Below are 24728 nucleotides of genomic sequence, written 5' to 3'. Positions count from 1 at the left end.
GCCGACTCCTAGGGGACCGCGCGGGACTAGCGAGTCAAATGTGGCGCGTTCTATGCGGCACATTTACTCGACGCTCGACGCCCCGGAAAGCCGCTGTTGGAGCGCAGTCTTAGCACCAGCAAATTAGACTTGAAAGGTCTGGGACATCTTTTCTTACACCCTGTTTACCAGAGGTCAAGAAAATTCCAAACCACTCTAAACCTAGAGACGGAGCGGAAGGGGCCGACGCCTGGGGGACCGAGCGGGACAGGCGAAACAATGGTGGCGCGCCCTTTGCGCCACCTTGGTTCGACGCCCGCCCCCCCGGCAAGCGTGCCCCTGAAGCGCAGTCCAATAGCGCTAGCTATTTAAAGATGAAAAGTCTAAGACATCTTTTTTGACTCACTTTTATAAGAGGACATAAAAACGATTAACCACTATAAACCTAGAGACGGAGCGGAAACTACCGACTCCTAGGCCTGGGGACCAAGCAAATGAACAAGTGAAGGTTAGCTGAACTTATTCATTTGCTTCCATACTTCAAATCAAGCCGGCTGCCTTTTCCGGAGAAACCGATTATATAGACGATAGATGACGAAAGCCATAATCAGCAAAAAGACGATCGCCAGCACTGGCATCAAAAAGATTAAAATCGGCGCAATTGTTGCCGTTACATCTTCAGCCACCGATACCGCCGGACCTACCAGCGTAGTATCACTGACCCCTTTAACTGCCGTCAATGTGGCATGAGACACCGTAGCGACTCCACCGCCGCCGATAATCGCAATCGACCATTCCAAAAATGGATTCATATCCCCGATGAACGCAGCCGTCAGTAAAATTCCCGCCAACGCAGCAACAGGAGTAGAAATCAACTTCATAAATGAACCGACCGCAGGAATATAATTGACCAGAACTTCAAATATTGTAGCGGCTCCAAAAGCAATGAGTGCAGGCGTACTGCCCACCCAGCTGAAGCCTTCGGATAAAGTGATCCAATCTATACGTTCAAAGATGCCCGTGAGCAATAACGGAGTGAAAATACGAAAGCCTACCGTTGCACTTAATGCCAGACCGACGAAAACCGCAAGAACCATTTCCATCGAACCACCTCCAGTATGTTCTTTTACCTATTCCATACCCTTATAGAAATGAAACTAACAAATCGGTTCGAACTCTCCAGTCAAGATGTTCATTTTTCAAAAAAGACGGAAAAGAGTTTACCCTTTCCCGTCAGTTCTATCGAGGCAACTGCTCATTGATCCGCCATCATCATTTGATAATGAATAAAATCGAAAAAGTGCAATTCTCCCGGCACTTCCCCGTCCGTTACCAACTCTGCCTGCTTTGCCGCTTCTTCCGCAAATCTGGGCTGCTCGATTCTTTCGAAGTATTGCCATAAATAATAATAGACAGCAAGTGACTCGTAATCGACTGTCGGGGCTCCAGTATCCCGGTCAAAACGGCCAGCCAGCATACTTTTTTCTTCCCATTCCGCCATAAGCCAGCTGTCGAATCGAGGTGACGGGAGGCCTTGATCAAAACGGTTGATGGCTATCAACAATTGATCAATCATATGCACTTCGCCGCTTTCTACATAGCGCTTTCCATCAAAATCATAATACTCCGGAAAAAAAGTCTGTTCTTTTTCAGCTTCAAGCATGTCGAATGAATCGGCAGACACGGTTAATTCGTTGATCAAATAGCTGAGGGTCAGGCGCTTGCCTGCCACCCCATACGACCAATCATAATAATCCACGGCAATGCCGCCTTGATGTTGCCGCGATCTAATCGAAGACAATATTTGCTCAGCAAGAACAAGGAAATCAGGCTCATTAAAGGCTTTAGCTGCATTTTTCAATGCCGCCGCAATGCGGACATCGTCAATCAATGCATTGACATTCGCTTTTTCGTACAGGCGCCAAGGCACGAAATACTGGCCATCCTGTTCGATGAGAAAATGGTCCGTCAGAATTTCCACCTGCTTCCCGAAACCTTGCTCATCGTTGACTTGGAGCAAATACTGCATATACAAGCCAATGCTTTCAGAAAGGTATTCCGAAGTTTCATCATTTGGGTATGCGTGGATTACCCCTTCATCGTTGACGTAATGAGAATCGACTAATTGCTGAACTGTAGTTTCCTGTCCTTTAGCCACTGCACATCCCCCGATTCCAAAAATCAAACTGTTGACGATCATTAATAATGTTAATCCATTTCTGCTTGTCCGCTTCAACTTAATAAACTCCTCATTTCAGCAACCTTCGTAATGCGTGTTTTCCTTATTTCATAAGCGAAGATATGGTCTTCTGCATGCATAGCTTTCTCAAAACTATGGATCAATGGCTGAAGTGCCTGTTCCTCTGTTTCTTTCACAAGCAGATAAACTTTTCCTTCTTTGCTGGTCACCAAATCACGCCCACTGGCAATAGAGCAGAGGGCAACTTGCTCCAATTCCGCGGTCAGTACTGGGCAATTCATCGCCGGCACCACTTCCATAAACCATGTCCGCTCTTTGTGAGTAGACGTCTTCATCATCCAAAGTGCCTGTTCAATGAATTCCTGCAAACTCAACACCCGAAGCTCGCCGTTCTTTTGCGACAAAAAATCATACTGCTCCCTGAGCCGGTCTGTTTCATCCGCGGTTTGCTTCAGTTTATCCGCCGTTGACCAGAGTGAAAACTGGAATATAGACAACAAGAAATAAGTGCCAATGGAAGTCAAAACAAAAGCAGGTTCTTGCGACGCATAGCCAATGGATAAAATCAAAACGCCAAACAAAAAGACCGGTATCCACTTTTTTGACAGCAAAAAAATGGCCGGCACTGAGACTATTGCGACTAATAAGGCTTGTTCATAAAAAGGCCAGCGAACATACAATAATAATGCTCCTGAAAAAAACGCTAACACAATATACAATGGTAATAATTTTAATCTATTCATTTTATTCTCTCTCTTGTAAAATATTTGGTAAAAAATCAAAAATATTTTGAATTTCTTTACCAAAATTATCTTACACTAGCTTGCAAGAAAAAACTATGGAGCAGAGAAATTCTCTGCTCCATTTTTTCTTTCAATCACTTTAGTTCATCATTGCTACTGAAAAAACTCGTTTTCTGGTTTGCGCTTACGGAGTTTTTGGATAAGCGTAATGATTGCAATGATGATGAAAATAGCAATCGGTATCGACACCCACCACAAATCTCTTGTCGTTTGAGCAACCAGTACACTCATCGGGCGCGATACATTGATATCTCCACCAGATGTTTCCACAACGATGCCGTCAACTTCTGTTTTATGATCCATTTGTTTCAAGTCGACCCATTCGTATTCATCGAACTTCTCAAACTCGTCCATCACTTCCTCGAACGTTTCAATACCGAGATATGGATGGTAGAAAAACGCCAAGTAACTACTGCTGAATTGGGAGACGTAATCAGCCTCCGCCATCATTTCATCCACCGCATCCGGGTTATCCGGATTGATGTAGCCGAGCCTTTCCGGATACAGTTTCATGCCATGAAGTCCTGCTGACTCCGTTTCATAGACTGGCGCGAACGTTCCGTCATAAGTTCGGTCGGAAATTTGAATCTGCCCGACGTATGTTGTGAAATAATTCGACAGTTCCTCGTATCCAGTTTGCGACATCGAATAATGGGGTGCTTCGAACGCAATCGGATAAAGCCCTTCTGCCGTCATTTCATAAACACCGTCCACAATCGACTTATAGATATGTGTTTGCTCGTATGGCAAGCCGACATTTTGCACGAACTCTTCGTATTCTTCTTCCGAAGCAAAATCTTCGCGCAGCCGAACTTCATCTTCATTGGATTGGAAGATTGGACGGTCATGGTCCACATCCCAATATTCGAAGCCTTCGCCGGTTTCATCTGCACGGTATTGGTGATAGTATCCGTGCTGAATCAAACTGGCGCCATTATTTTGCATTTCCTGCAATACATCCACCAGTTCGATTGATTGGGCCAAATGGATATTCTGGCCGGTTTCTGGATTAGTGTAAACCGGAATAACAGTCACCGCATAAGGAATGTTACGCTCTGCCAAATAATCACCGACTTGCTTGACGAGCACCGGATCGCTTCTCGGATGGATGTCTTCCAAACGGATCAGTTTCTTCGGCGGTGATTTCTCGGCGTCGAAGAAATCGAATAGCGACTCCCCGATTGCATCACTGAGATTCCCTGTAATCGAGTTCGCAGCGACATAGTAAAGCTGCCCGTTCTTGAAGATCAGTGGATGGTTGCCGTCTTCGGCATGTCCTTCGAACAGCACTTCCATTTGCTCGATGCCATTGATAAGCATCATGTCTTTTCCTTCAGGGAGCGGGATTTCCATCCCATCCCCGGTAATCGAATCCATCGTCCGGAAATCACGGAGACTGAGATCATGTGAATCAGTAAAATATTCAAAATAGTTTCCGATGAACATTTTATTGATGTCATCGTATTGGTCAACGATAAACAATTCTTCCGTAGTCAATTGCCGTTCACCTAAACCAAGATAAATCACGTGCGTATAATCGCCTTTCTCGTATTCAGCAGCAGCTTCTTCGATCGATTGAATGGTGATGTCCGAAGAAAAATGGCCGACCAACATATCCAAGATTGGAACTTCCTCTTTTTGCGTCACTTCTTCTGCATGATACAAAATCAAAACTTTCGGTTCGTCGCTTGCTGGCTCATCGGCAGATGCTTTATGCCAAGGGGCAATAACCAATGCGGCGATCAGCATCATAACAGCTAATTGATTTTTCACAAGCAGCGCCCCCTCTCTTATTTCGTCTCATCTTCCATCATGAGATGGTAATGGATAAAATCGAAGAAATGCGTTTCTCCGTTATCATTGGCTTCTGTCACTTCTGTCGCACGAGCTTTCACTTCTTCTGCCGCTTCATCTTCACCAATGGCAAGAAGATATTCATTCATATAAAAGTACATTGCAAGTGATTCATATGTGACCCTTGCTTCTTGAGTCTCCCGATCGTACCTGCCGAACAGCCGGCCCTCTTCTTCCCATTCAGTTTTCAGCCATTCTTCAAATACGTCCGAAGATAGTCCAATCCGCTCCCGGTTGATCGCTATGAGCAATTGATCAATCATATGAACTACTTCATTTTTCACATACATTTCTTCTGCCACATCAAAATATTCAGGAAAGAAAACAGCATCCGCTTCCACATTTTCAAGCAAACGGTCTGCATTCATATCTTCCGGCACATCAGCGATCAAGTAACTCAAGGTCACGCGCTGCGCTGGATATTCCACTTCCCAATCGTAATAATCGACCGTGTAATCATTATTTGTCTGAATACGGGAAATCGTCTCGATTATCCGATCTGCTGTTTCGGAATATTCCGGGCGATTGAACAACTCGTCTGCTTCACGCAGCGCCGCGGCAATTCGGATATCATCAATCAATGCATTGACTGTCGCATCTTCAAAGATGAGCCAATTGATGAAAAAGTTTTCTCCTTCTTCGACCACAAATTCGCTCATGAGGTTGTCATATTGTTCAGCGAACTTCTCCTCGTCTTCCATCATGACCAAATACTCCATATACAAACCTATGCTTTCGGACAAAAACTGAGAATCCAAAGCGTCCGGATATGCGTGAATAAAGTTATTTTGATCAAAATAACGTTCTCCAAAATCTTCAGGTACTCCCTTTTGCTCTACCGCCTGTTCCTCTGTTTCTGGCTGCTCTTCAACTTCAGGTTGTTTATCTGGTTCAGGCGCCGGTTCACTCGCTCCGTCATCGCAAGCACTTAGGAGCAACAAGAGCGCTACGGGCGGCAAAAGCCATTTCCTCATGAATCCACTCTCCCTCTAAAGCGCTGGGTTTTGTCCCAAGCAATTGTTTTTTTGCGCAGTTTGCTCCAAGTGTATTTTGTGATGCTGAGTACCAACAACAGGAGGAACAACTGTGCATAGGTGAAATACATGACTAATACGAAAAGCACATTTGTCAACGAGACGTTCCGGTCGACGACTAAAGCGCTTAAGAGTTGGGCGGTATAGACGATATACGTCATAAACCAAAGCATCATTAGCGGCGCGGAGATAATTGGTATATCTACACCCGATACACTTAAAATGAAAAAGATATGGGAAACCAGCAGCATGAGCACGAATATCAAATAGGTGAAAAGATGCTGCAAGCTGAGAATGAACGTTCTGCCCTTCCAATGTGACCGCTCTTTCAAAGATTTCTCCAATAAATACAAGTTTCCTGTCAGCCAGCGCGTCCGTTGTTTGATGAACGCTTTTAAAGTCTCCGGTTCCTGCTCCCACGTATGCGAAGTCGGGATTACCGGCAAGACATAGCCAGCAGCCGCCAAACGGACTGTCAGCTCTGCATCTTCTGCCAGTGCGTAGACGTCATAGCCTCCAAGCTTTTCAATGACCGAACGACGCAGCAGCATATTCGTGCCGGCGAGTGAGCCGATTTTGAAAAGCGCCCAGCGTCCGCATTGCATAAGCAGTTGGAACACTTGGAATTCAAGTGCGATCATGCGGGTTAATATATTCGTGTCGACGTTTTTCGTTTTGACATACCCGACGGCTCCTGCAGCATTCGGAACTGTTTCTGCCGCTTGAACCAGCTTTTCCAGTGCATCCGGGTCAGGTTCATTATCAGCGTCATAAACGACAAAATATTCCGAGTTGGTAATGCTCAAGCCATAATTCAACACCCGTGATTTGCCTTTCGGATTGCCTGGTGGAACCGGAATGTAATGAATACGGGAAAATACTTCCGCAAACTCCTGGACAATCCCAGCTGTCCCATCTTTTGAACTGTCGTCCAGCACATAAATATCAAGTTTTCCTTCATATTTCAATCTAGCCATCGCGCGCAAGGTATTTTCGATGACGATTTCTTCATTATGGGCGGGGATCAGCACGGCCACACTCGGATATTTATCGATTTTCGGCGGATTCTTGAACCGGAGCCGGTACCAGACCCCACCGATTGTCACCGCGGAATAGAACAGCAGCAAAATCCAGAATAAGACAACGATGAATCCGATGAATATATTCATACCGCTCTACCTAAAGCACGTGACAATTCGTTGATATTCGACACTTGCTCCTTTCTCACTTCATAAGGCGAGTCGAGCAAGTTCAGCTCCTGTTTCACTTTGTCACGGTAACGCTCAAGCATTTGGCGGACGCCTTCTTCATCGATATCTTTTAGCACCAGATAAATCGATTGCCCCGTCGAAGTCGCCAAATCGTACTTTTGGCGAATTGTTGATAAGGTAGCCCGCTCAAGCGATTCTTTAATGTTTTGCTGTGTCCGCTTGTTTTTCGTATTGATGGTAATTTCGACAAACCACGCTTCTTCCTGGCGGCGCTCCGTCGTCTTCAGCAGCCATTGCGCTTGTTCCGTAAACTCGTTGACCGTCAGAATATCGGTTTCGCCGTGATATTTCTGAAGCAACTGCACTTGCCGGCGCAACTCGCTCGCTTCGTAGCCGATATTCTTGATTTGATGCAGCAAGAGCCAGAACGACAAGACAAAGCCGGTGAACAATAAGTGGCTGTAGATGTACATCAGTTCCAAGTCGGGACGCTGGGTGAAGAAAAAGGCGAATATTGTCAAAAATATCCCATAGCTCAAAATGACGCTTATCCCATAAAGGAATACGTAACGCTCGTGGATCAAGGTCATGAAGAGGATGGAAAGCCCCGCCACCAAAAGCATTTCGGTAGAAAACGGTAGAACTAGCGAGAATAATGCCCCCCCGAATCCAAGCACCATCAAGATCAAAACTCCAAGCTTCAAATTATTTTTCATTCTGCCCACCCCATCATCTAGGTTTAAATACCCGTTATTTATTTCAACATTAGAAATATTGAAATATTATAAACCTATTCTACTACATAAACTCGTTAATAACTAGTGCAAAAAGTATTGTCAGTATTAATGCCCTGTTTTTTATCGATAAAAGTAGGTATTATTATCTATTTAAACCAAATTTTCAGATATCATATTTCGAGTGAATAAAGCCTTAACAGGTGCCTCACAGCAACTCTGGAAGCGCATACATAAAATGTGAATGAATTTCAAAAAAATTTTAGTTAATTTCCGTGAATTTGAACTTTTAAGGCATATCACATAAAAACATCCATAAAGAAGCTTATTTTTGCTCACTCGCTTCACTTTTTAGCCAATAAAAAAACCGCCGAATCGGCGGTTTTTGCTGCTAGCTATAAATACGTATACATGACTGGATTGTCCGTATTCTTCTTCAATCGCTTAAAGCCATTCTTCTTATAGTAAGCACGGATCCTTTTATTATACGCCTCGTCCTGCTTTGAAGTATTCGTATAGTAACCAGGGATGACAACCAATAGCTCGACATCCAAAAAGCGCAATTCTTCGATCAACTTTTGGCCGAACGATTCGCCGATGCCTTTGTTGCGCTCTTCTTCGACGACTTGCAGATCATCAAAAACCGCTATAAGGCCGAACACATCATCAATGTCCGGGATATGCTTTAAATCCCGGTAGACATCGCCCAAACCTTCCGAAATTTCCCCGGCGTACATTGCCAGCGATTCGAGCGAACTGCGCTGTGGGTTGAACAAATAGAAATGAGCATCACCAACTTGCGCCGACTCTTCTTCACCTTTCAGTGTACAATCTGCTACACATGTAAAGATTTCTGTGCCTGCCTTCATTTGGATCCGGTAATCGACATGAATGTCATCTTCTGTAATCATCGAATTCCTCCTCCGCTCCATCTATTAGATTGAACATACTATAAGTATGTCATTTTTTATCAGAAAATTCAATCACATAAAAGTTATTTTCCCTTCCGTTCCTCTTCCAGCTTTTTTTCGAATAGGTCGAGCAGCTGTTGTTTCAATTCCGGCCGTTGCAGCGCAAATTCGATGGTGGTTTCAATAAAGCCGTATTTCTCCCCGACGTCATAGCGTTTGCCTTCAAAGGCAAATGCGTGAACTGGGCGAATTGCGTTGAGCCTTTCGATGGCATCGGTCAATTGAATCTCCCCGCCAGCTCCAGGTTGCTGTTCAGCGAGCAATCGGAATATTTCCGGCGTCAGCACGTAACGGCCCATGATGGCAAAATTGGAAGGCGCTGTTCCCGGGTCCGGCTTTTCGACGAAATGATCGACTGCCATGAGCGCCCCCTCCGTCTCTGTCGGTGCGATAATACCGTATCGGTGCGTTTCACTTCCACTTACTTCCTTGACCCCGATCACCGGGCTATCCGTTTTTTCAAACTGTTCCATCAGCTGCAGCAGTGCCGGTGGATCGTTTTGGACGATGTCATCGCCGAGCAGCACCGCAAACGGTTCATCCCCGATAAAATGGCGCGCAGACCATACCGCATGGCCGAGTCCGAGCGGCTGCTTCTGGCGTATGTAATGGATTTCCACTTCGGACGTGGCGAGAACTGAATCGAGCATATCAAGTTTCCCTTTTTCCCTGAGTATGTGTTCGAGCTCAAACGCGTGGTCGAAATGATCTTCAATCGCCCGCTTGCCTTTGCCGGTAACGATAAGTATGCTCGTGATGCCCGATGCAATCGCTTCTTCGACGATATACTGGATGGTCGGCTTGTCGACAATCGGCAGCATTTCTTTCGGCATCGCTTTTGTCGCAGGCAAAAAACGGGTGCCGAGTCCAGCTGCCGGAATGATCGCTTTCGTTACTTTCATGGAATCTCCCCTTTCCAAATGCAGTTGTTTTCTTGTGAGTATAGCATTGATTCGGAAATGCAAAAAAGCCTCCGCACTGGCGGAGGCTCTTCTTTAGACAAACAGGTGTGCAAACAACACGATGATCGGCAATGTGATCGCTGTGCGCAATAAGAAGATTGCGGCAAGTTCCCAAAGTTTCACGGGAATATTCGACCGCAAAATCAGGATGCCGATTTCGGACATGTAAATCAATTGCGTAAGCGACATGCCGGCGATAACGAATTTCGTCAGATCGCTTTCGATGCCGCTGCCGAGAACTGCAGGCAAGAACATATCCGCAAATCCGACGAGCAAAGTCGGTGCCGCTGCTGCCGCTTCAGGCAATCCCATTAGCGTAAGTAGCGGAATGAGGGGGTAAGAGATGATTCTGAAGATCGGTGTATATTCCGCGATGACCAGTGCTGCTGTACCGAGCGCCATGACTAGCGGAATCAAACCGAGCCAGATATCCATGACGGTACCGACACCGGATTGAACCAGTTTTTTGCCGCTTGCTGCACGATTCGCTTTTGAGCGTGCGGCTTCAAAGCCCCATTTAACTAAGGAAACATCCGTTGGGACGGTATCATCAATTTGCTTTCCGACACCTTCCCTATATGTATCGACTTTGCGAGACAATGGCGGGATGCGCGGCATGATGACTGCTGCCACGAGGCATGCGACCGAGACTGCCAAGTAAAACGGCAAGAACAAATGGCCGATGCCGATGACGTTTGCGACCACCAGGCTGAAAGCGATGGAAGCGATCGAGAAAGTCGTCGCGATGACGGAAGCTTCGCGCTTCGTGTAATAGCCTTCGTCGTATTGCTTCATCGTGACCAACACCCCGACCGGCGCCGCACCCATCCAGGATGCCATCGCATCGATGGAAGAGCGGCCAGGAAGCGTGAACACTGGGCGCATGATTTTATTGAGCAAAGTCCCGACAAACTCCATCAAGCCGAACTCGACAAGAAGCGGCAACAGTATGCCGGCAAACAAAAACCAAGTCAACAGGACCGGCGCCAGGTCATACAACACGACGCCGCCGGTATTGCGAGAAGCGATTGCTTCAGGCCCGATTTCATAAAATGCCATGACTCCGACTGCAAACCCGATGAAACGGATCAATAAGCCAAACGGTCCGACAATGAAGATTGGACGCAGCATAGCGGAATCTTGGATAAAGGCAGGTCTTGCAATAGTTGCCACCAGCCCTGCGACTGCGGAGAAGCCTAGAAGAATCACAATGAATCCAGGAATCCACTCCCCGAAAGTAGAGAGCAGGAATGAGGCGAGTATGCCGACCCCTATGGTGATTTGCCCGTCATATGAAACCGGCACAAGAAACAGCAGTGCCCCGATCAATGACGGAACGAGAAATTTCCAGGTGGCGGATGGTGGTAACTTCTGCGTTTCTTTTGGAATGCTTGTCATGAACAGTTCCCCCTTTTTTAGTCCCCTTCAATTGTTACTGCAAGTTCGCGAGCGCCCGATCGAGCACGCGGATGCCTTCATCGATTTGCTCTTTTGTCACGGTGAGCGGCGGGATCATACGGATGACTTCGCCTGAATTGCCGCATAAATAGAACAGCACCCCTTGCTTCAGGCAATCGTCCAACACGGTCATGACCGCTTCCCCGTCCGGGCGCTTTGTTTTTGTATCCATCAGTTCGATGCCGATCATCAGCCCGACACCGCGCACTTCACGGATACATGCATGCTGTTGTTTCAGTTTCTCCAGCTCTTCCAGTGCATACGCTCCGAGCGTTTGGGCATTTTCCAACAAGCGCTCTTCTTTCAGCACTTCTATAGAAGCAAGAGCTGCAGCGCATGCGAGCGGATTGCCGCCGAACGTCGTGCCATGCGTTCCGAGCGGCCATTGGTCCATCAATTCTTTTGACGCGACCGTGGCACTGAGCGGAAGCCCAGCTGCGATGCCTTTCGCAACAGCCATAATGTCCGGTGTCACACCGAAAGTTTGCGCGGCGAACCAATTGCCGGTGCGCCCAAACCCGGTTTGCACTTCATCGAAAATCAACAGTATGCCGTGGCGGTCGCAAATCTCTCGCACTTTTTCGAGCCACGCTTTCGGCGGGATGATATAGCCGCCTTCACCGAGCACCGGCTCCAAGATGATGCACGCCACTTCTTCCGGCGTCACTTGGTGGTTGAAGAGCTTCTCGATGTCGCGCTCCAGTTTTTCCGGGAAAAACACTTTCGGGTCCGCGGATTCCGGCAAATCATCCGGATGCGCATACGGCAATTGATACGTCAGCCACGAGGGCTGCATATGTTTACGGTATTTGCTTTTCGATGTCGAAACGCTCAACGCACCCATCGAACGGCCGTGGAAACAACCCGTGAACGAGACGACGTACGGTCGTTTCGTTACGTATTTTGCCAGCTTGATGCCGCCTTCGATCGCTTCTGTACCGCTATTGGCGAAAAAGAAGTTATCGAGCTTTCCAGGCATTATCTGCTGCAACTCATATGCGAGTTTCAAGATCGATTCGTAGATGATGACGCCGGACGGCCCGTGGATCAAATGGTCCGCCCCGTCTTTGATCGCCTGGACGACTTTCGGGTGGCGATGGCCGACGTTCTCCACTGCAATTCCGGACGTGAAATCCAAATACGTACGGCCATCCGCGCCGTAATAATAACAGCCTTCCGCTTTGACGACCGGCAGATTCGGATGGTCCTTCGCCATGCTCGGCGCCAGCAGATTACCTATCGAATGGGTCATTCCCAACCAATCCTTCGTTTGTTTTTCAGTCATTATGCTTCATCCTTTCCTGTTGCGATTGCATGTTTTTTCAATTTGCGTACTACGGACGGCTGGCTGATACCGAGCCGCTCCGCCATCTCGGTCGTCGTTCGGTAACGTTTTTTGGCATTTTCCAGCACTTTTTTCTCCACCACATCCAGCAAATGCGGCAAGGTGCGTCCCGCTAACTCGATGCCGACTTGCTCGTCTTCTGCCGGCCGGTAGTTGATTGGCAAATCGTCCAGCCCGATCTCCGCTTGCTCACTTTCCAAATAACTGCGTTCGAGCACGTTGCGCACTTCCCGGAAATTGCCTTTCCAGTCCAACTGCAACAGGTGGACATAGGCCTCATCTGAGAGTTTTTTGATTGCACCGTATTTTCGCCCGAGTTCCTCAACGGTTTGAATGAGGAACGCTTCCAAGTCTTCCGGACGCTCACGCAGCCCAGGCAGTTGAATGAGCGACACGTGCAGCTGATAAAACAAAGCTTCCCGGAATTCCCCGCTGTGCATCCGTTTTTCTAATGAAGTATCACTGATGGCGATCAGCCGGATATCGCGTTTTTGTGAAAGCATTTTCTCTAAAATCGACTGCGTCCGTTCGGATAGGCGGTCGATTTCATTCAAGACGAGCGTGCCCCGCTCTGCCAGATCGAAATAACCGCTCTCTCCTTCGAACGATTCCACAAAAATCGTCTCCGGCACAGCACCGCAATCCACTTCGATAAACGCTTCGCCGCTTCTCTCGCTATGTTGATGAATGATTTTTGCGAACAGGCTTTTACCCGCCCCTCTAGGTCCTTCAATAACGATCGCTGCGTCGTACTCGGCAAGCTTCAGCGCACTGCGTAGCGCGCGTTCTGTCTGTATGCTTTGTGAGATGACGCCGCCGATGGACAGTTGCCTGCCGCGGAGGTGAGCCAGCTCTCCTTTGACGCGGCCCATTTCAGTTTCCAGCGATTCCAAGTATTCTTTCATAACCATCAATTCCGATACTTCATAAGAATAACTGATGACGAATTCCACTTCTCGCTGTTCATCGAAAACCGGTATTCCGGTAATGAGCATCTTTTTGCCTGTCGCCGTTTCCTGGACGAGCACCAACTTTTTCTTGCGTTCGATGACTAGCGGCGTAACAGCTGGTGTGAATAAACCCTCTTGTTCCAGTTCGTAAATTGACCGCCCGAGCAGCGCTTGCGGCGCGACACCGTAATGCTGGCCGCTCAGCTCTGTAACTTTGAGGATGCGGCCAGCGCGGTTCGTGATGATGATATCCTCATCGTGCATCGCCATTACTTCTTCTTTTGCATCCGGTACGAGCAAATGTCGGTGCATCTTTTCACCTCGTTTATTCATTATTGTATAGACTATACGTTATTGAATAATTGAAAAGCAAGATAATTTCAATAATTCCCTCAAATAGTCTAATTAACAGCACCCGTACGTGTACCAACAACTTTTTTATAATCTTAAATACCTATTCCAAAAGACTCAATTCAAGACTATACTATTCTAGATATTCCATTTATTACACATATAGGAGGTTTCACATGAAAGCAGCGTTAACGATTATCACTTCCCTCTTGCTGGCCATAACGACCGGGGCAATCCCCGCGTTCGCCATTTCACAGGAAAGCCGCGATTTCGACCGCTTTTTGCAAAGCATCGAATGGGAAAAAGCGGATTATTTAGCATACTTGGACAGCAAAGAGTGGTCACTGGATGAATTCGACTCGGTCGATGAACTTGGTACCCCGCTTTCTGAAACTGAAGTATCCAAAGTTTTGAAAATGTACGATCTGACTCGTGCAGAATTGAATAGCTTGCTCGAGGAGTTCGGGGAAATAGACAAAGGCGAAGATGTGCTTGATGGGACTTACATCATCTTTACAGAAGAACTTATTGTTTATGTCGAATTCTATTTATCCTACCAAGAAGACTGGACGCCGATTTCGGATGCTAAATTGGCCACATTGATGGCGGAATACGGTTTTTCTTCCAAACTGGAACTGGAGGAATTTCTCAAGCTATTCGATGATTCACTCGACAACTACGAGTTTATCGAAGACTTGGAGAGCTCAATCATGTTCTACCAGGAAGACTGGCTCGGCGATTTCGATTTTGACACTTTGTTTGCCGAATTCGGCTTGACAGAGGAAGAGCTCGAACGCCTTCTCGAGCATTTTGAAACAATCGATTATACGAATCCCGAATTCGAAGAACGCCTGATCCAGTTGAGCGAGCGCATGATGGCGATTGAGGAGTTCTCGACGGTTACGGAGTTGACCGCTGAACAAATTGCAGAATTATTATCGATCTACGATGAGTTCATGACGCTTTTTGAAATGGAAGCGAAGTATTATTTCGTCAAAGGCGATGAGAAAAAAGAAATGAGTGTCCAATCCCTCATCACTTTGGAAACAACTGACGGCTATGATTTATTGATCGAATTGTACAACCTGCAAGGCATTTTCTTGGCGGACATCTTGTTGACGGCTGAAATGTTCGGGTCTGACCTGATCATCGATACCGGCAAAGAACTGGGCGGCACGCCGACCATTACTACAATCCCGCAGAAGGCAACTGTTGAAAGCACGACGAACCAGACTGTCAAAGGCGGCAAATTGCCGAATACGGCGAGTGATTTTGCCACAAATGCTGGCATCGGGCTCGGCTTCGTCTTGTTCGGTGCTTTCCTATTAAGACGCAACCGGGCAAAACGCGCAGCATGACAAAGAAAAAAGCTTCCTGGCTCGTCACCGCCATGGCAGCCAGCATGATTTTATTTGGCTTATGGTTTAGCGGTACACAAGCAGCGACGTTTTTAAAAGGCTATACGCTGTATAAAGCGGATTCCGTTTCTGCAGAAGATTTTGCACCTAAGCTGCAGACAACCGACGCAACAATCTACTTACCGGAGAAAGAAGAAACGGTTGAGGAAATTACAGAAGTCGTGGAAGATGAGAACATCGAGGAATCACCAGAAGCAGCTACAACCCAAACTGCCGCCAACTATCCATCAAACCCTAAAATTGGGGATTTGATGGGTGAACTGGTCATTCCGAAGCTCGGCGCAAGTTTGCCGATCATCCACGGCACCGACGAAGATGAGCTCGAAAAAGGCGTCGGTCATTACGCGAGTAGCGTCTTGCCTGGACAATCCGATAACTCGGTCCTATCTGGACATCGCGACACTGTGTTCCGGGAACTCGGCAAAGTCGGCAAAGGCGATGAGTTTATCGTCCATACCGCAGATGGCACGTTTACGTACCGCGTCAGACAAGTGCGCATCGTCGATGAAGACGACCGTACTGTCATCGTCCCAAAACCAAAAGCAACACTTACCGTATCGACCTGCTATCCATTCGATTTTGCCGGATATGCACCTGACCGCTACATCCTGATCGCTGACCTCGTATCGAGCAGCTGACACAAAAAGCGCTGCATCCATGATGGATGCGGCGCTTTTTTGTTCTATAAAAAAATGCCCTGAATGCAGGATTCAGGACATTTCATGCTATTCGACGTTGACGATATCGGAAACATAGAAGAACCCGTAATCATCCATGACAATGGTGTAAACTTTGCTGCGCTCTTGCAGCGACCAATTGCCCTGTGCATCCTTGAATTCAAAGGCTTCATTCGTCTGGACCATCGCATGGTCTTCTTTAATTTCAACACCGGTAATATCCAGTTTATTGAAATTATGTTCCATGCCCTTTCCGGCAATCTGATCGATATATTCAATCATGCTGTTGTAAATATCGCTTTGGTACACGAGCAAGTTTTGGACATAATAGAAATCTTCTTCATTTAGCGCGAGCTCATAAAACTCTTGATAGCTCGTAACAAACTCTCTCAAAGATTCATCCGTAAACTCATGTGTCGTACTATAATCAAACTCGTAATTGTCGTCTTCATAACTATCGAAGTCATCATACACCGGGAAGATTGCCGCGACTGCTTCGCGGCCCATCGGCGACTTGGCCCAACTATCCAATTGGGCATACATCGAATACATCGGTATCGAGAAGCCGATCGAATCGCCATCCGGGAACAACAGCGAGTTGATGCCGATCACTTTTCCGGTTCCTGCATCGAGCAGCGGGCCGCCGCTTGATCCTGGGGCAAGTGCTGCATCAATCTGGTAAATATCCTCATACGTAAACTCCTGGTAGAAATCACGATCGATGCCGGTCAAATAGCCCATCGAAGCGGTATTTTCAAAACCGGACGGGCTGCCCAGTGCAATGACTTCCGTACCGACAGCAGTCCCCGCCATCTCTACTTCCAGCGGTTCAATACCGGTCAAGTCTTTCACTTGGATAAGTGCGATGTCTGATTCTGCTGAAATCCCGACAACCGTTCCCTCCTGGTCCTGGCCGTTAACATTGCGGACAATAACATCCGTATACCCTGCCACTACGTGAGCGTTTGTCACGACCATGCCTGTCTCCGTGAACAAGAACCCGGAGCCTTGGCCGCCTTCAGTCAAAATGGTGTAGACACGCGATTGCGCCCCTTTGATAATTGCGGTTTTATCAACTTTTTTTGGCTCCACTTTTTCTTCCTGATCGGAAGGATGCGTAATGTTCTCTGCCTTTGTTACAGTTCCTTCGACCTGCTCTTCCGATGACACTTGTGTTTCAGGTTCTTCAACCGGCATTTCTTCTTCAACTTCTGCTGGTTCTTCAACCGGCTCTTCCTCGACTACTTGTTCCTCGGCCGATTCGGTTTCTTCCTGCGGCAAAGCCTGTTCCGGTTCATCGTTCCCAATCAATTGGCTAAGTCCTAACCCTAATCCCAAAAACGCCACCAATAACACGAGTGCATAGAGGAATTTATTGCGCTTTGGCTTGCGTGTTTTTCGCGTGGTCATTGTAGCTCCACATTTTTTACAGAACTTTTCATTTTCGCTGTTTGCAGCTCCACATTTTGTGCATTCCATAGCTGTACCTCCTGCCGGACATTTCTTATCCCCGAATTTTCTTCATTATAAACCTTAGAACGCCAAACCTCCACCTTAGGTTGCTTTTGTAATATTTTGTCCTCATTTGGTAATATGTTTCAAAATTCAAAACAGAAGTTTTGAACTAGGTTTAGTCATTAGAACTAAGAAATCTGCTTCTCATTTTCAATTTCTCTGATAATAAGTTACTATGATTCAATTCGTCAGCAGGTTGGGTGTACATATTTAGAGGAGTACGTAGTCATTTTAGAAGTTTGAGTGAGGTGATGTGTCCATGGATCGTTTCATCGCGAACTAGCCGCCTTCCGCTTTGGGCATGCCTTTCGCCAGGAGCCGACAAACAGGCTTCGCCAGTCGTCTCCTTGCTTCGGCTAGCCCGTTTGCGCGGTGCGGCTTGGAGATTTCATTGAAGTTTGTGGGTGATGATGTGAACCCTTTGATTCGAGTTGTCCGCTGGGTGGGTGTGCTTATTTGGAGTAGTCCGTGGTCATTTTGAAAGTTTGAGTGTGATGGTTTGTTCATGGATCGTTTCATCGCGAACCAGTCGCCTTCCGCTTTGGGCATGCCTTTCGCCAGGAGCCGACAAGCTGGCTTCGCCAGTCGTCTCCTTGCTTCGGCTAGCCCGTTTGCGCGGTGCGGCTTGGAGATTTCATTGAAGCTAACAGGTAATGAAATGATTCCGTTGATTTGAATCATCCGCGGGGTGGTTGCGCTTATTTGGAGTAGTCTGTGGTCATTTTGAAAGTTTGAGTGTGATGGTCTGTTCATGGATCGTTTCATCGCGAACTAGCCGCCTTCCGCTTTGGGCATGCCTTTCGCAAGGAGCCGACAAGCTGGCTTCGCCAGTCGTCTCCTTGCTTCGGCTAGCCCGTTTGCGCGGTGCGGCTTGGAGATTTCATTGAAGTTTGTGGGTGATGATGTGAACCCTTTGATTCGAGTTGTCCGCTGGGTGGGTGTGCTTATTTGGAGTAGTCCGTGGTCATTTTGAAAGTTTGAGTGTGATGGTTTGTTCATGGATCGTTTCATCGCGAACCAGTCGCCTTCCGCTTTGGGCATGCCTTTCGCCAGGAGCCGACAAGCTGGCTTCGCCAGTCGTCTCCTTGCTTCGGCTAGCCCGTTTGCGCGGTGCGGCTTGGAGATTTCATTGAAGCTAACAGGTAATGAAATGATTCCGTTGATTTGAATCATCCGCGGGGTGGTTGCGCTTATTTGGAGTAGTCTGTGGTCATTTTGAAAGTTTGAGTGAGGTGATGTGTCCATGGATCGTTTCATCGCGAACCAGTCGCCTTCCGCTTTGGGCATGCCTTTCGCCAGGAGCCAAGAAGAACGCTTGTCTCCTTGCTCCGGCTAGCCAGTGTGCGCGGTGCGGCTTTAAGATTTCATTGAAGTGCTCATGTTATGAAGCTGCCCTCTTGATTTGTTTCATCGGCTAAGTGACTGAACTTATTTAGAGCTGTAAGTGATGAAATTAATTTGGAGATGCCGAGTGACAAAACTTCTTCACATTGAGAAGTGGCTGCTGCTTACTCTACTAATTTTAGATAACGACGAAACATACCACCATTTTAAAATTAGAGATGAAGCGGAAGGGAGGCGACGCCTGGGGGACTGCGCGGGACTGGCGAGACAAATGTGGCGCGCACTTTGCGGCACATTGGCTCGACGCCCGCCCCCCCGGCAAGCGTCCTCCCTGCAGCGCAATCTCCCACACACCTTTTCCTAAACTTTTACAAGCCTATGCAGAAATCTCCAGCTGCTTCATTTTGAAACTGATATTACCTACCTGAAATATAAAATTAGAGATGAAGCGGAAGGGAGGCAACGCCTGGGGGACTGCGCGGGACTGGCGAGACAAATGTGGCGCGTACTTTGCGGCACATCGGCTCGACGCCCGCCCCATACCCGGGCAGTTGGATCTCGACATCCTGTCGCACTAACTGCATGACCCGCATATTGCGGGCCCCAATCGACCCCTGCAGCGCAATCTCAACCACTAATACTTCCTATTAAAATCTAAAAAAAGCAACGCCGCAGCATCGCTCCCATCACTCTTCCCTATATATTCAGCCCGGCTTACCGAACATCTATCCCAACCACGACTTCCTGCATCTCCAACACTTCCCCGAACAGCTCCGCATCCGCCTCGCCGCTCACCTTCGCTTCTTCATTGACCCGCTGCAACAGTTCATCCAACTGTCCTTGAACCGCCTGATATTCTTCAATCGTCAAAGATTCTTTGCTCTCCACTTGCCGCTCCAGCTGTGCCAAGTCTTCCATTACTGCATGTTCATGCGGACCCAGACGTTCGATCACTTCCCGCCCCGGTTCGTATGTCTTGCCGCCCTGTGCAGACTCATGAGCGAATGCGGCCGGCTCATAATGCGCCATGAATACCAGTCCAAAAGCGAGTGCCGAAAATGAAATGTTCAGAGCAGAAATCTTCAAATGATTTTCCTCCTTTGAATGGGGCTGCCTTCACTCCTAGAGTAACCGATTTCCCTTCACTCATGACTACTTCGGCACAACACTTCACCAACTCTTAACAAACTTTACATTGGTTTTCTGCACAAAAAAACCCCTGGCACATGCCAGCGGCTTTTTGTTATCTGTAATCGGCTCTCGTCTTGCGGCCGTTGTATGGAAGTTTTTTTTGCTGCTCTAATTCCCGCTCGCGGTTTTCGAGTTTTGCGGAGACAACCCCCATCAAAATGCCGAACCCTGCACCTGCGAAGACTTCCACCGGCTGATGGCCCAGCAATTCTTTTAAATCTTTATCCCGCTCAGTGAACTCGAAACTTGGGAACTCTCCGGAAATCTTCATGAAGCTGTCTTCTAAGTCATTGACCAGTCTTGCAATTTCACCTGTATGGCGGCGTATGCCTTGTGCATCGTACATGACGATGGCCCCGAATACGACGGCCAGCGCCGTTTCCGTATGGCGCGCGCCTTTATTGGCTGCAACGTATGACGCGAGTGCCGCTACGCCAGCTGAGTGGGAACTTGGCATGCCGCCGGTCGTGAACGCTTGCTGCCAATCCCATTTTCCGGCCACCACTTTGTGGGTTACAATTTTTAATGCTTGAGCAACACTGATTGCTCCGAGCGCTGTAATCATTCCGCGATTCATCTTTCTCATCTTTTCATCCTCCAATACAATAACTGCTGCGGCTTATGCCGCCCAATAACTTTCTTTACCCTCATCAGCTAAAGATTATGTACTGAGCGCATTGTTTTTTTCACACCCTTGTTCTGCTCGCTTCCATTAAAAAATTCCCCTCATCGCTGAGGGGAATGAATTATTTCAATAGCTTATCGATTTCAAACTTAACTTCCGCACTGACTGCTCCTTTATTTCCGTAAATACTGAAATTCTTATAATTCGGAAGCAAACTATACGTCGAATGCGGCACCGAATATTTTGCCGTCAACAAGATCGGCGCATCCATTTTTGCCGCTAGAACAGAGCCCGCAAGCGCATCCGGGAAATTCAAACCGGTTGCGACAAACGCTTTTTGATTGCCCATCGGCAAACTTTGGTTGATCAATTTGCCCGTGTCATAGCGTGTCGCGCCGCCGTAGCGCTTTGCTCCTGGCAATTGTTTGAGCACCTCAGCGCTGATTGCACCGGTTCCGCCCGTTACGATCGTCGAACTTTTTCCGGCGAGCGCCGCTTTCGTTTCCGTCGGCAACGTTTTCGTCCGCGTCAGCAAAATCGGAATGCCTTGTTTTGCCGCATACGGGGAAACGGATAGAACGTCCGGGAAGTTTTGGCCGTTGGTGATGACCGCCCGATTGCTCGGTATGCGTTTCGCGATCATGGCCGCCGTTTCATAACGGCTTTTCCCGCCGATTCGGGTAATCGACAGCCCAATTGCTTTGATTTGGGCCTCGACATTCGCTGATAAAGCGCCCGTACTGCCTAGCAGAATGGCATTTTTAGCTTTCAGCCGGCGAATTTCTGCCGCTGTGGCCGGATGCAGCGAATCGCCTTTCGTCAAAAGGATCGGCGCCCCCTCACCGTAAGCGAGCGGTCCTCCCGCTAAAGCATCCGGGAAATCAGTTCCCGTAGCGATAACTACGGTCGCAGAATCCGACCAGCCGGCTTTGGAGATATTGACCGCGGTTTCATAGCGGCTCGCACCTGCAATCCGGTTTGACCATTTCGTCGCATCCATTGTGAGCGCCTGGTTCACATCCAATCTCCCATAGCCGTATAGGGGATCTTTCCCTTTCACTCCAAGATCTGTTGCTGTCAGCATCAAGCGGCCCATAATATCATTGTTCGTCAAGTTCGGCTCTTTCGCTTTCAACAGCGCCGCAGCCCCTGAGACAATCGGTGTCGACATCGAAGTCCCACTCATTTCACCGAATGGTTCGTATCCTAACTTCGGATCGGTCGGTAAAATCGAGAAGACATTGCTGCCGGGCGCCGCGATATCAACCCACAGGCCGTAATTCGAGAAGCCGGATCGTTTATCGACCGCATCCGTAGAGGCTACAGCTAATACTTCGCCGTAAGCTGCCGGGTAATGCGGGGAGTCGATATTATCATTGCCCGCCGCCGCTATGACCAGTACGCCTTGTGCATGGGCATAGCGCACAGCTTCCGCTAAAATATCGGCATTAAAATAAGCGCCGAGGCTCAAATTGATAATGTCCGCCCCTGCAGCCACTGCGTGGTAAACGCCCGCTGTGACGTCGGCAATATAACCGACTTCGCCGTCAAACACATCGATCGGCATAATGCTCGTGTTCGGTGCGACGCCGACGCCGCCCACGCCATTGTTCATGCCGCTCGCGATCAGCCCCGCAACGTGGGTGCCGTGCGCGTCGACACTGACATTGGCGTTTTTCGTAATGACATTATACGGGGCAACGATGCGCCCTTTCAAATCGGGATGCTTTAAATCGAAGCCGTCGTCAATGACCGCCACAAGAACATCCGGCTTGCCTGTTGTCTTTTGCCAAGCGGCTTCCGAACCGATGCGCTGGTGGTGGTATTGATAGCCTTTATAATAAGGATCGGTCGGCACGATGGTCAGTTCTACCCGGTGATCGGGTTCGACATGTTCGATATCTGCCCGTTTCAACAGCTCGGCCATAAACGAATTCAAACTTTTCCCTTCCGGCACATCAATCGTGACAATCCGCTCGCTGTTTTCACCCGAAACGGGGACTTTCTGTGTGCTGAACACATTCAGACCAGCCGTTTCGCTCATTTTAACGATGACGCGATCCGTCACTGGCTGCTCAGCTGCTTGTGCGTTTTCGAATGTGCTAATTCCCATAAGAGAAAGGGCTAATGTCATAGCCGCTAAAGCTGTCGTGATGTTTTTCATGGTCATTCTCCTCACCGTCCGGTTAGTCTATTCACCCAAAGTTTTCTGATAATTCCAATTCATTAATACGGAAATTATACGACCTTTCCGGACAAATGCCTAGACAATGTCAAAATTCTTTTGAATTTCAATAAGAAATGGATATTATTCTCTACCCCACTTTAATCAAATTTTAGCACTTTTGACATAAAATTTAATAATCTGGTCAAAAAAGCAGCCGCTTATCAAATCGATGATAAGCGGCTACTGTGATTTTTGTGCATGTTACTTGCTTAATTCCGAAACGGCTGTCGGAATGACCGCTTCGTGAAGCAAAACGTCCAATTCGTAGACATAACGCTCCTGCTGGGCAGCAGTCCAACGGAAAACATCTGCCATGTAGTTATTCACTGCTTCTTTATGCGCACGTACCCAATCGATATCAAAGTACAGGGCGCCTGTGCGGCGAATGAAGAAGTCGACCGGTTTGCATACCGCTTCCGCTTCTATGCCGTAGCGCAGCATCGCATAGACGAGCGGATCGAGGTTAAAGTCGGCCGCTTCCGTTAACCCTTCCGTATAGAAGTACAACACAACATCGACATTGGCGCCGTAGCGGTCGACGAGCAATTCCATTGCATCCTCCGTCAAGCCGAACTCAGCCGAACGGTTTAGACGATCTGCCTTCAACTCTTTAAACCCTTTCGATCCGCCGACTTCCCCGCCGGACAGCGCCATTTTCTTCGTCGAGACTTTCGAGAATGTGGCGCCCGTTTCGCTCTCCAATTGCTTGGTGACGAGGTCGATGATGTTCTCGCCCATTTTGCGGTAGCCGGTCAGTTTGCCGCCCGCAATGGAAATCAAGCCGGAAGCCGACACGAAGATTTCGTCTTTGCGGGAAATTTCTGACGGGTCTTTGCCTTCTTCGTGGATCAGCGGACGCAATCCGGCCCAGCTCGACTCGACGTCTTCCGCCGAAATGACCACGTCAGGGAACATGAAGTTGACCGCCTCCAACACATAATCGCGGTCTTCGCGCGTCATCGTCGGGTGGGCAATGTCCTGCTTATACACCGTATCGGTCGTGCCGACGTACACTTTGCCTTGGCGCGGGATGGCGAATGCCATGCGGCCGTCCGGCATATCAAAATAGATCGCCTGGCGCAACGGGAAGCGCGATTGGTCGAACACCAAGTGGATGCCTTTTGTCAGCTGCAAAGTTTTGCCGTTTTTCGATTTGTCTTCATCACGCAAAGTGTCGACCCACGGGCCTGCCGCATTGACGATTTTTTTTGCAAAAATCTCGTGAATTTTGCCGTCGAGCTGGTCTTCCGCCACGACGCCGACCACTTTGCCGTTATCGTACAGGAAGCCTTTCACTTTTACATAATTTAATGCAAGCGCGCCTTTTTCGACCGCTTTTTTCATCACTTCCATCGTCAGCCGGGCATCGTCGGTTTTATATTCGACATAATAGCCCGCACCTTTCAATCCGTCTTGTTTCACAAGCGGCTCTAAGTGCGATGCTTCGTCACGCGACATCATGCGGCGGCGTTCGCCTTTTTTGACGCCTGCCAGGAAATCGTAGACGCGCAGGCCGACGTTCGTGCTGAGCGGGCCGAATGTGCCGCCTTTATGGAACGGCAGCATCATCCATTCCGGTGTCGTGACGTGCGGGCCGTTTTCGTAAACGATTTCGCGTTCTTTGCCGACCTCTGCGACCATTTTCACTTCGAATTGCTTGAGGTAGCGCAAGCCGCCGTGGACGAGCTTGGTCGAGCGGCTGGACGTACCGGCTGCAAAATCCTGCATTTCGAGTACGCCTGCGCGCATGCCGCGAGCTGAAGCGTCGAGCGCAATACCTGCTCCTGTAATGCCGCCCCCGATGATCAATACATCGAGTGGTGCTTGTTCTAATTGTTGGTAACTTTCAGTACGCAAAAAGCTTGAGAATTTCATTGTT

Annotated in this window: 21 protein-coding genes; 2 read left to right on the top strand and 19 right to left on the bottom strand. The window is 48.2% G+C overall.

Annotated features, from left to right (window positions below; genetic code table 11):
• Positions 1–524: 524 nt before the first annotated feature.
• The 12 genes from J7E21_RS02010 to J7E21_RS01955 form a co-directional block, all read right to left on the bottom strand.
• Positions 525–1082 (bottom strand): DUF4126 domain-containing protein, encoded by a 558-nt coding sequence (locus J7E21_RS02010; RefSeq protein ID WP_215104282.1) that lies wholly within the window; start codon positions 1080–1082, stop codon positions 525–527.
• Positions 1083–1234: 152 nt separating this feature from the next.
• On the bottom strand, positions 1235–2215 hold the full coding sequence (locus J7E21_RS02005; RefSeq protein ID WP_215104280.1) for a hypothetical protein: 981 nt from the start codon (positions 2213–2215) through the stop codon (positions 1235–1237).
• Positions 2212–2985, bottom strand: coding sequence for a hypothetical protein (locus tag J7E21_RS02000; RefSeq protein WP_215104279.1), 774 nt, complete (start codon positions 2983–2985; stop codon positions 2212–2214). Before J7E21_RS02000 ends, J7E21_RS02005 begins: the two co-directional genes overlap by 4 nt.
• Positions 2986–3075: 90 nt before the next feature.
• The gene (locus J7E21_RS01995; RefSeq protein WP_215104277.1) at positions 3076–4755 is read right to left on the bottom strand and encodes a DUF2334 domain-containing protein; all 1680 of its coding nucleotides are present in this window, start codon (positions 4753–4755) and stop codon (positions 3076–3078) included.
• A gap of 17 nt (positions 4756–4772) precedes the next feature.
• The gene (locus J7E21_RS01990; protein ID WP_215104275.1) at positions 4773–5810 is read right to left on the bottom strand and encodes a hypothetical protein; all 1038 of its coding nucleotides are present in this window, start codon (positions 5808–5810) and stop codon (positions 4773–4775) included.
• Complete coding sequence (locus J7E21_RS01985) at positions 5807–7039, bottom strand: glycosyltransferase family 2 protein (protein WP_215104273.1); 1233 nt, start codon at positions 7037–7039, stop codon at positions 5807–5809. Before J7E21_RS01985 ends, J7E21_RS01990 begins: the two co-directional genes overlap by 4 nt.
• A complete protein-coding gene (locus J7E21_RS01980; RefSeq protein WP_215104271.1) occupies positions 7036–7797 on the bottom strand; it encodes a hypothetical protein in 762 nt (253 codons plus the stop codon). Before J7E21_RS01980 ends, J7E21_RS01985 begins: the two co-directional genes overlap by 4 nt.
• A 413-nt stretch (positions 7798–8210) precedes the next feature.
• Positions 8211–8726, bottom strand: coding sequence for a hypothetical protein (locus J7E21_RS01975; protein ID WP_215104269.1), 516 nt, complete (start codon positions 8724–8726; stop codon positions 8211–8213).
• An 83-nt stretch (positions 8727–8809) separates the two neighbouring features.
• Positions 8810–9688 carry a UTP--glucose-1-phosphate uridylyltransferase GalU gene (gene galU, locus J7E21_RS01970; protein ID WP_215104267.1) on the bottom strand — a complete coding sequence of 293 codons (879 nt, stop codon included), beginning with the start codon at positions 9686–9688 and terminating at the stop codon, positions 8810–8812.
• A gap of 93 nt (positions 9689–9781) precedes the next feature.
• A complete protein-coding gene (locus tag J7E21_RS01965) occupies positions 9782–11146 on the bottom strand; it encodes a YjiH family protein (RefSeq protein WP_215104265.1) in 1365 nt (454 codons plus the stop codon).
• A 34-nt stretch (positions 11147–11180) separates the two neighbouring features.
• Positions 11181–12491: an aspartate aminotransferase family protein gene (locus tag J7E21_RS01960; RefSeq protein WP_215104263.1), complete on the bottom strand. Its 1311-nt coding sequence runs from the start codon at positions 12489–12491 to the stop codon at positions 11181–11183.
• Complete coding sequence (locus tag J7E21_RS01955) at positions 12491–13813, bottom strand: sigma 54-interacting transcriptional regulator (protein WP_215104261.1); 1323 nt, start codon at positions 13811–13813, stop codon at positions 12491–12493. The genes J7E21_RS01960 and J7E21_RS01955 overlap by 1 nt, the downstream gene beginning before the upstream one ends.
• 215 nt (positions 13814–14028) lie before the next feature.
• On the opposite strand from J7E21_RS01955, the gene J7E21_RS01950 reads away from it, so the two are divergent.
• Positions 14029–15210 carry a processed acidic surface protein gene (locus J7E21_RS01950; RefSeq protein WP_215104259.1) on the top strand — a complete coding sequence of 394 codons (1182 nt, stop codon included), beginning with the start codon at positions 14029–14031 and terminating at the stop codon, positions 15208–15210.
• Entirely contained in the window at positions 15207–15908 is a 702-nt protein-coding gene (locus tag J7E21_RS01945) for a class D sortase (RefSeq protein WP_215104256.1), read from the top strand. The genes J7E21_RS01950 and J7E21_RS01945 overlap by 4 nt, the downstream gene beginning before the upstream one ends.
• A gap of 87 nt (positions 15909–15995) precedes the next feature.
• Here J7E21_RS01945 and J7E21_RS01940 read toward each other — a convergent pair whose 3' ends face one another.
• The 7 genes from J7E21_RS01940 to J7E21_RS01910 form a co-directional block, all read right to left on the bottom strand.
• Entirely contained in the window at positions 15996–17426 is a 1431-nt protein-coding gene (locus J7E21_RS01940; protein WP_215104254.1) for a trypsin-like peptidase domain-containing protein, read from the bottom strand.
• A gap of 315 nt (positions 17427–17741) precedes the next feature.
• Positions 17742–18143 carry a hypothetical protein gene (locus J7E21_RS01935; protein WP_215104252.1) on the bottom strand — a complete coding sequence of 134 codons (402 nt, stop codon included), beginning with the start codon at positions 18141–18143 and terminating at the stop codon, positions 17742–17744.
• 90 nt (positions 18144–18233) lie between these two features.
• Positions 18234–18749 (bottom strand): hypothetical protein, encoded by a 516-nt coding sequence (locus J7E21_RS01930; protein ID WP_215104250.1) that lies wholly within the window; start codon positions 18747–18749, stop codon positions 18234–18236.
• Between the two features lie 771 nt (positions 18750–19520).
• Complete coding sequence (locus J7E21_RS01925) at positions 19521–19892, bottom strand: hypothetical protein (RefSeq protein ID WP_215104248.1); 372 nt, start codon at positions 19890–19892, stop codon at positions 19521–19523.
• Positions 19893–20049: 157 nt separating this feature from the next.
• On the bottom strand, positions 20050–20583 hold the full coding sequence (locus J7E21_RS01920; RefSeq protein WP_215104246.1) for a divergent PAP2 family protein: 534 nt from the start codon (positions 20581–20583) through the stop codon (positions 20050–20052).
• A 160-nt stretch (positions 20584–20743) separates the two neighbouring features.
• Positions 20744–22786 carry a S8 family serine peptidase gene (locus J7E21_RS01915; RefSeq protein WP_215104244.1) on the bottom strand — a complete coding sequence of 681 codons (2043 nt, stop codon included), beginning with the start codon at positions 22784–22786 and terminating at the stop codon, positions 20744–20746.
• Between the two features lie 264 nt (positions 22787–23050).
• Positions 23051–24724 (bottom strand): glycerol-3-phosphate dehydrogenase/oxidase, encoded by a 1674-nt coding sequence (locus tag J7E21_RS01910; RefSeq protein ID WP_215104242.1) that lies wholly within the window; start codon positions 24722–24724, stop codon positions 23051–23053.
• Positions 24725–24728: the final 4 nt, after the last annotated feature.

Origin of the sequence: Planococcus sp. ISL-109, assembly GCF_018613655.1 — a bacterium.
GTDB lineage: Bacteria > Bacillota > Bacilli > Bacillales_A > Planococcaceae > Planococcus.
The sequence above is the reverse complement of the archived record's forward strand: the minus strand, read 5'-3'. Positions and strand labels throughout refer to the sequence as shown.

Excerpts from the sequence above, each read along its gene's own strand:
- J7E21_RS02010 (WP_215104282.1), bottom strand. The coding sequence starts at position 1,082 with ATGGAAATGGTTCTTGCGGTTTTCGTCGGTCTGGCATTAAGTGCAACG.
- J7E21_RS01990 (WP_215104275.1), bottom strand. The coding sequence starts at position 5,810 with ATGAGGAAATGGCTTTTGCCGCCCGTAGCGCTCTTGTTGCTCCTAAGT.
- J7E21_RS01985 (WP_215104273.1), bottom strand. The coding sequence starts at position 7,039 with ATGAATATATTCATCGGATTCATCGTTGTCTTATTCTGGATTTTGCTG.
- J7E21_RS01980 (WP_215104271.1), bottom strand. The coding sequence starts at position 7,797 with ATGAAAAATAATTTGAAGCTTGGAGTTTTGATCTTGATGGTGCTTGGA.
- J7E21_RS01975 (WP_215104269.1), bottom strand. The coding sequence starts at position 8,726 with ATGATTACAGAAGATGACATTCATGTCGATTACCGGATCCAAATGAAG.
- galU (WP_215104267.1), bottom strand. The coding sequence starts at position 9,688 with ATGAAAGTAACGAAAGCGATCATTCCGGCAGCTGGACTCGGCACCCGT.
- J7E21_RS01965 (WP_215104265.1), bottom strand. The coding sequence starts at position 11,146 with ATGACAAGCATTCCAAAAGAAACGCAGAAGTTACCACCATCCGCCACC.
- J7E21_RS01960 (WP_215104263.1), bottom strand. The coding sequence starts at position 12,491 with ATGACTGAAAAACAAACGAAGGATTGGTTGGGAATGACCCATTCGATA.
- J7E21_RS01955 (WP_215104261.1), bottom strand. The coding sequence starts at position 13,813 with ATGCACCGACATTTGCTCGTACCGGATGCAAAAGAAGAAGTAATGGCG.
- J7E21_RS01950 (WP_215104259.1), top strand. The coding sequence starts at position 14,029 with ATGAAAGCAGCGTTAACGATTATCACTTCCCTCTTGCTGGCCATAACG.
- J7E21_RS01945 (WP_215104256.1), top strand. The coding sequence starts at position 15,207 with ATGACAAAGAAAAAAGCTTCCTGGCTCGTCACCGCCATGGCAGCCAGC.
- J7E21_RS01940 (WP_215104254.1), bottom strand. The coding sequence starts at position 17,426 with ATGGAATGCACAAAATGTGGAGCTGCAAACAGCGAAAATGAAAAGTTC.
- J7E21_RS01935 (WP_215104252.1), bottom strand. The coding sequence starts at position 18,143 with ATGATTCAAATCAACGGAATCATTTCATTACCTGTTAGCTTCAATGAA.
- J7E21_RS01930 (WP_215104250.1), bottom strand. The coding sequence starts at position 18,749 with ATGCCCAAAGCGGAAGGCGACTGGTTCGCGATGAAACGATCCATGGAC.
- J7E21_RS01920 (WP_215104246.1), bottom strand. The coding sequence starts at position 20,583 with ATGAGAAAGATGAATCGCGGAATGATTACAGCGCTCGGAGCAATCAGT.
- J7E21_RS01915 (WP_215104244.1), bottom strand. The coding sequence starts at position 22,786 with ATGAAAAACATCACGACAGCTTTAGCGGCTATGACATTAGCCCTTTCT.
- J7E21_RS01910 (WP_215104242.1), bottom strand. The coding sequence starts at position 24,724 with ATGAAATTCTCAAGCTTTTTGCGTACTGAAAGTTACCAACAATTAGAA.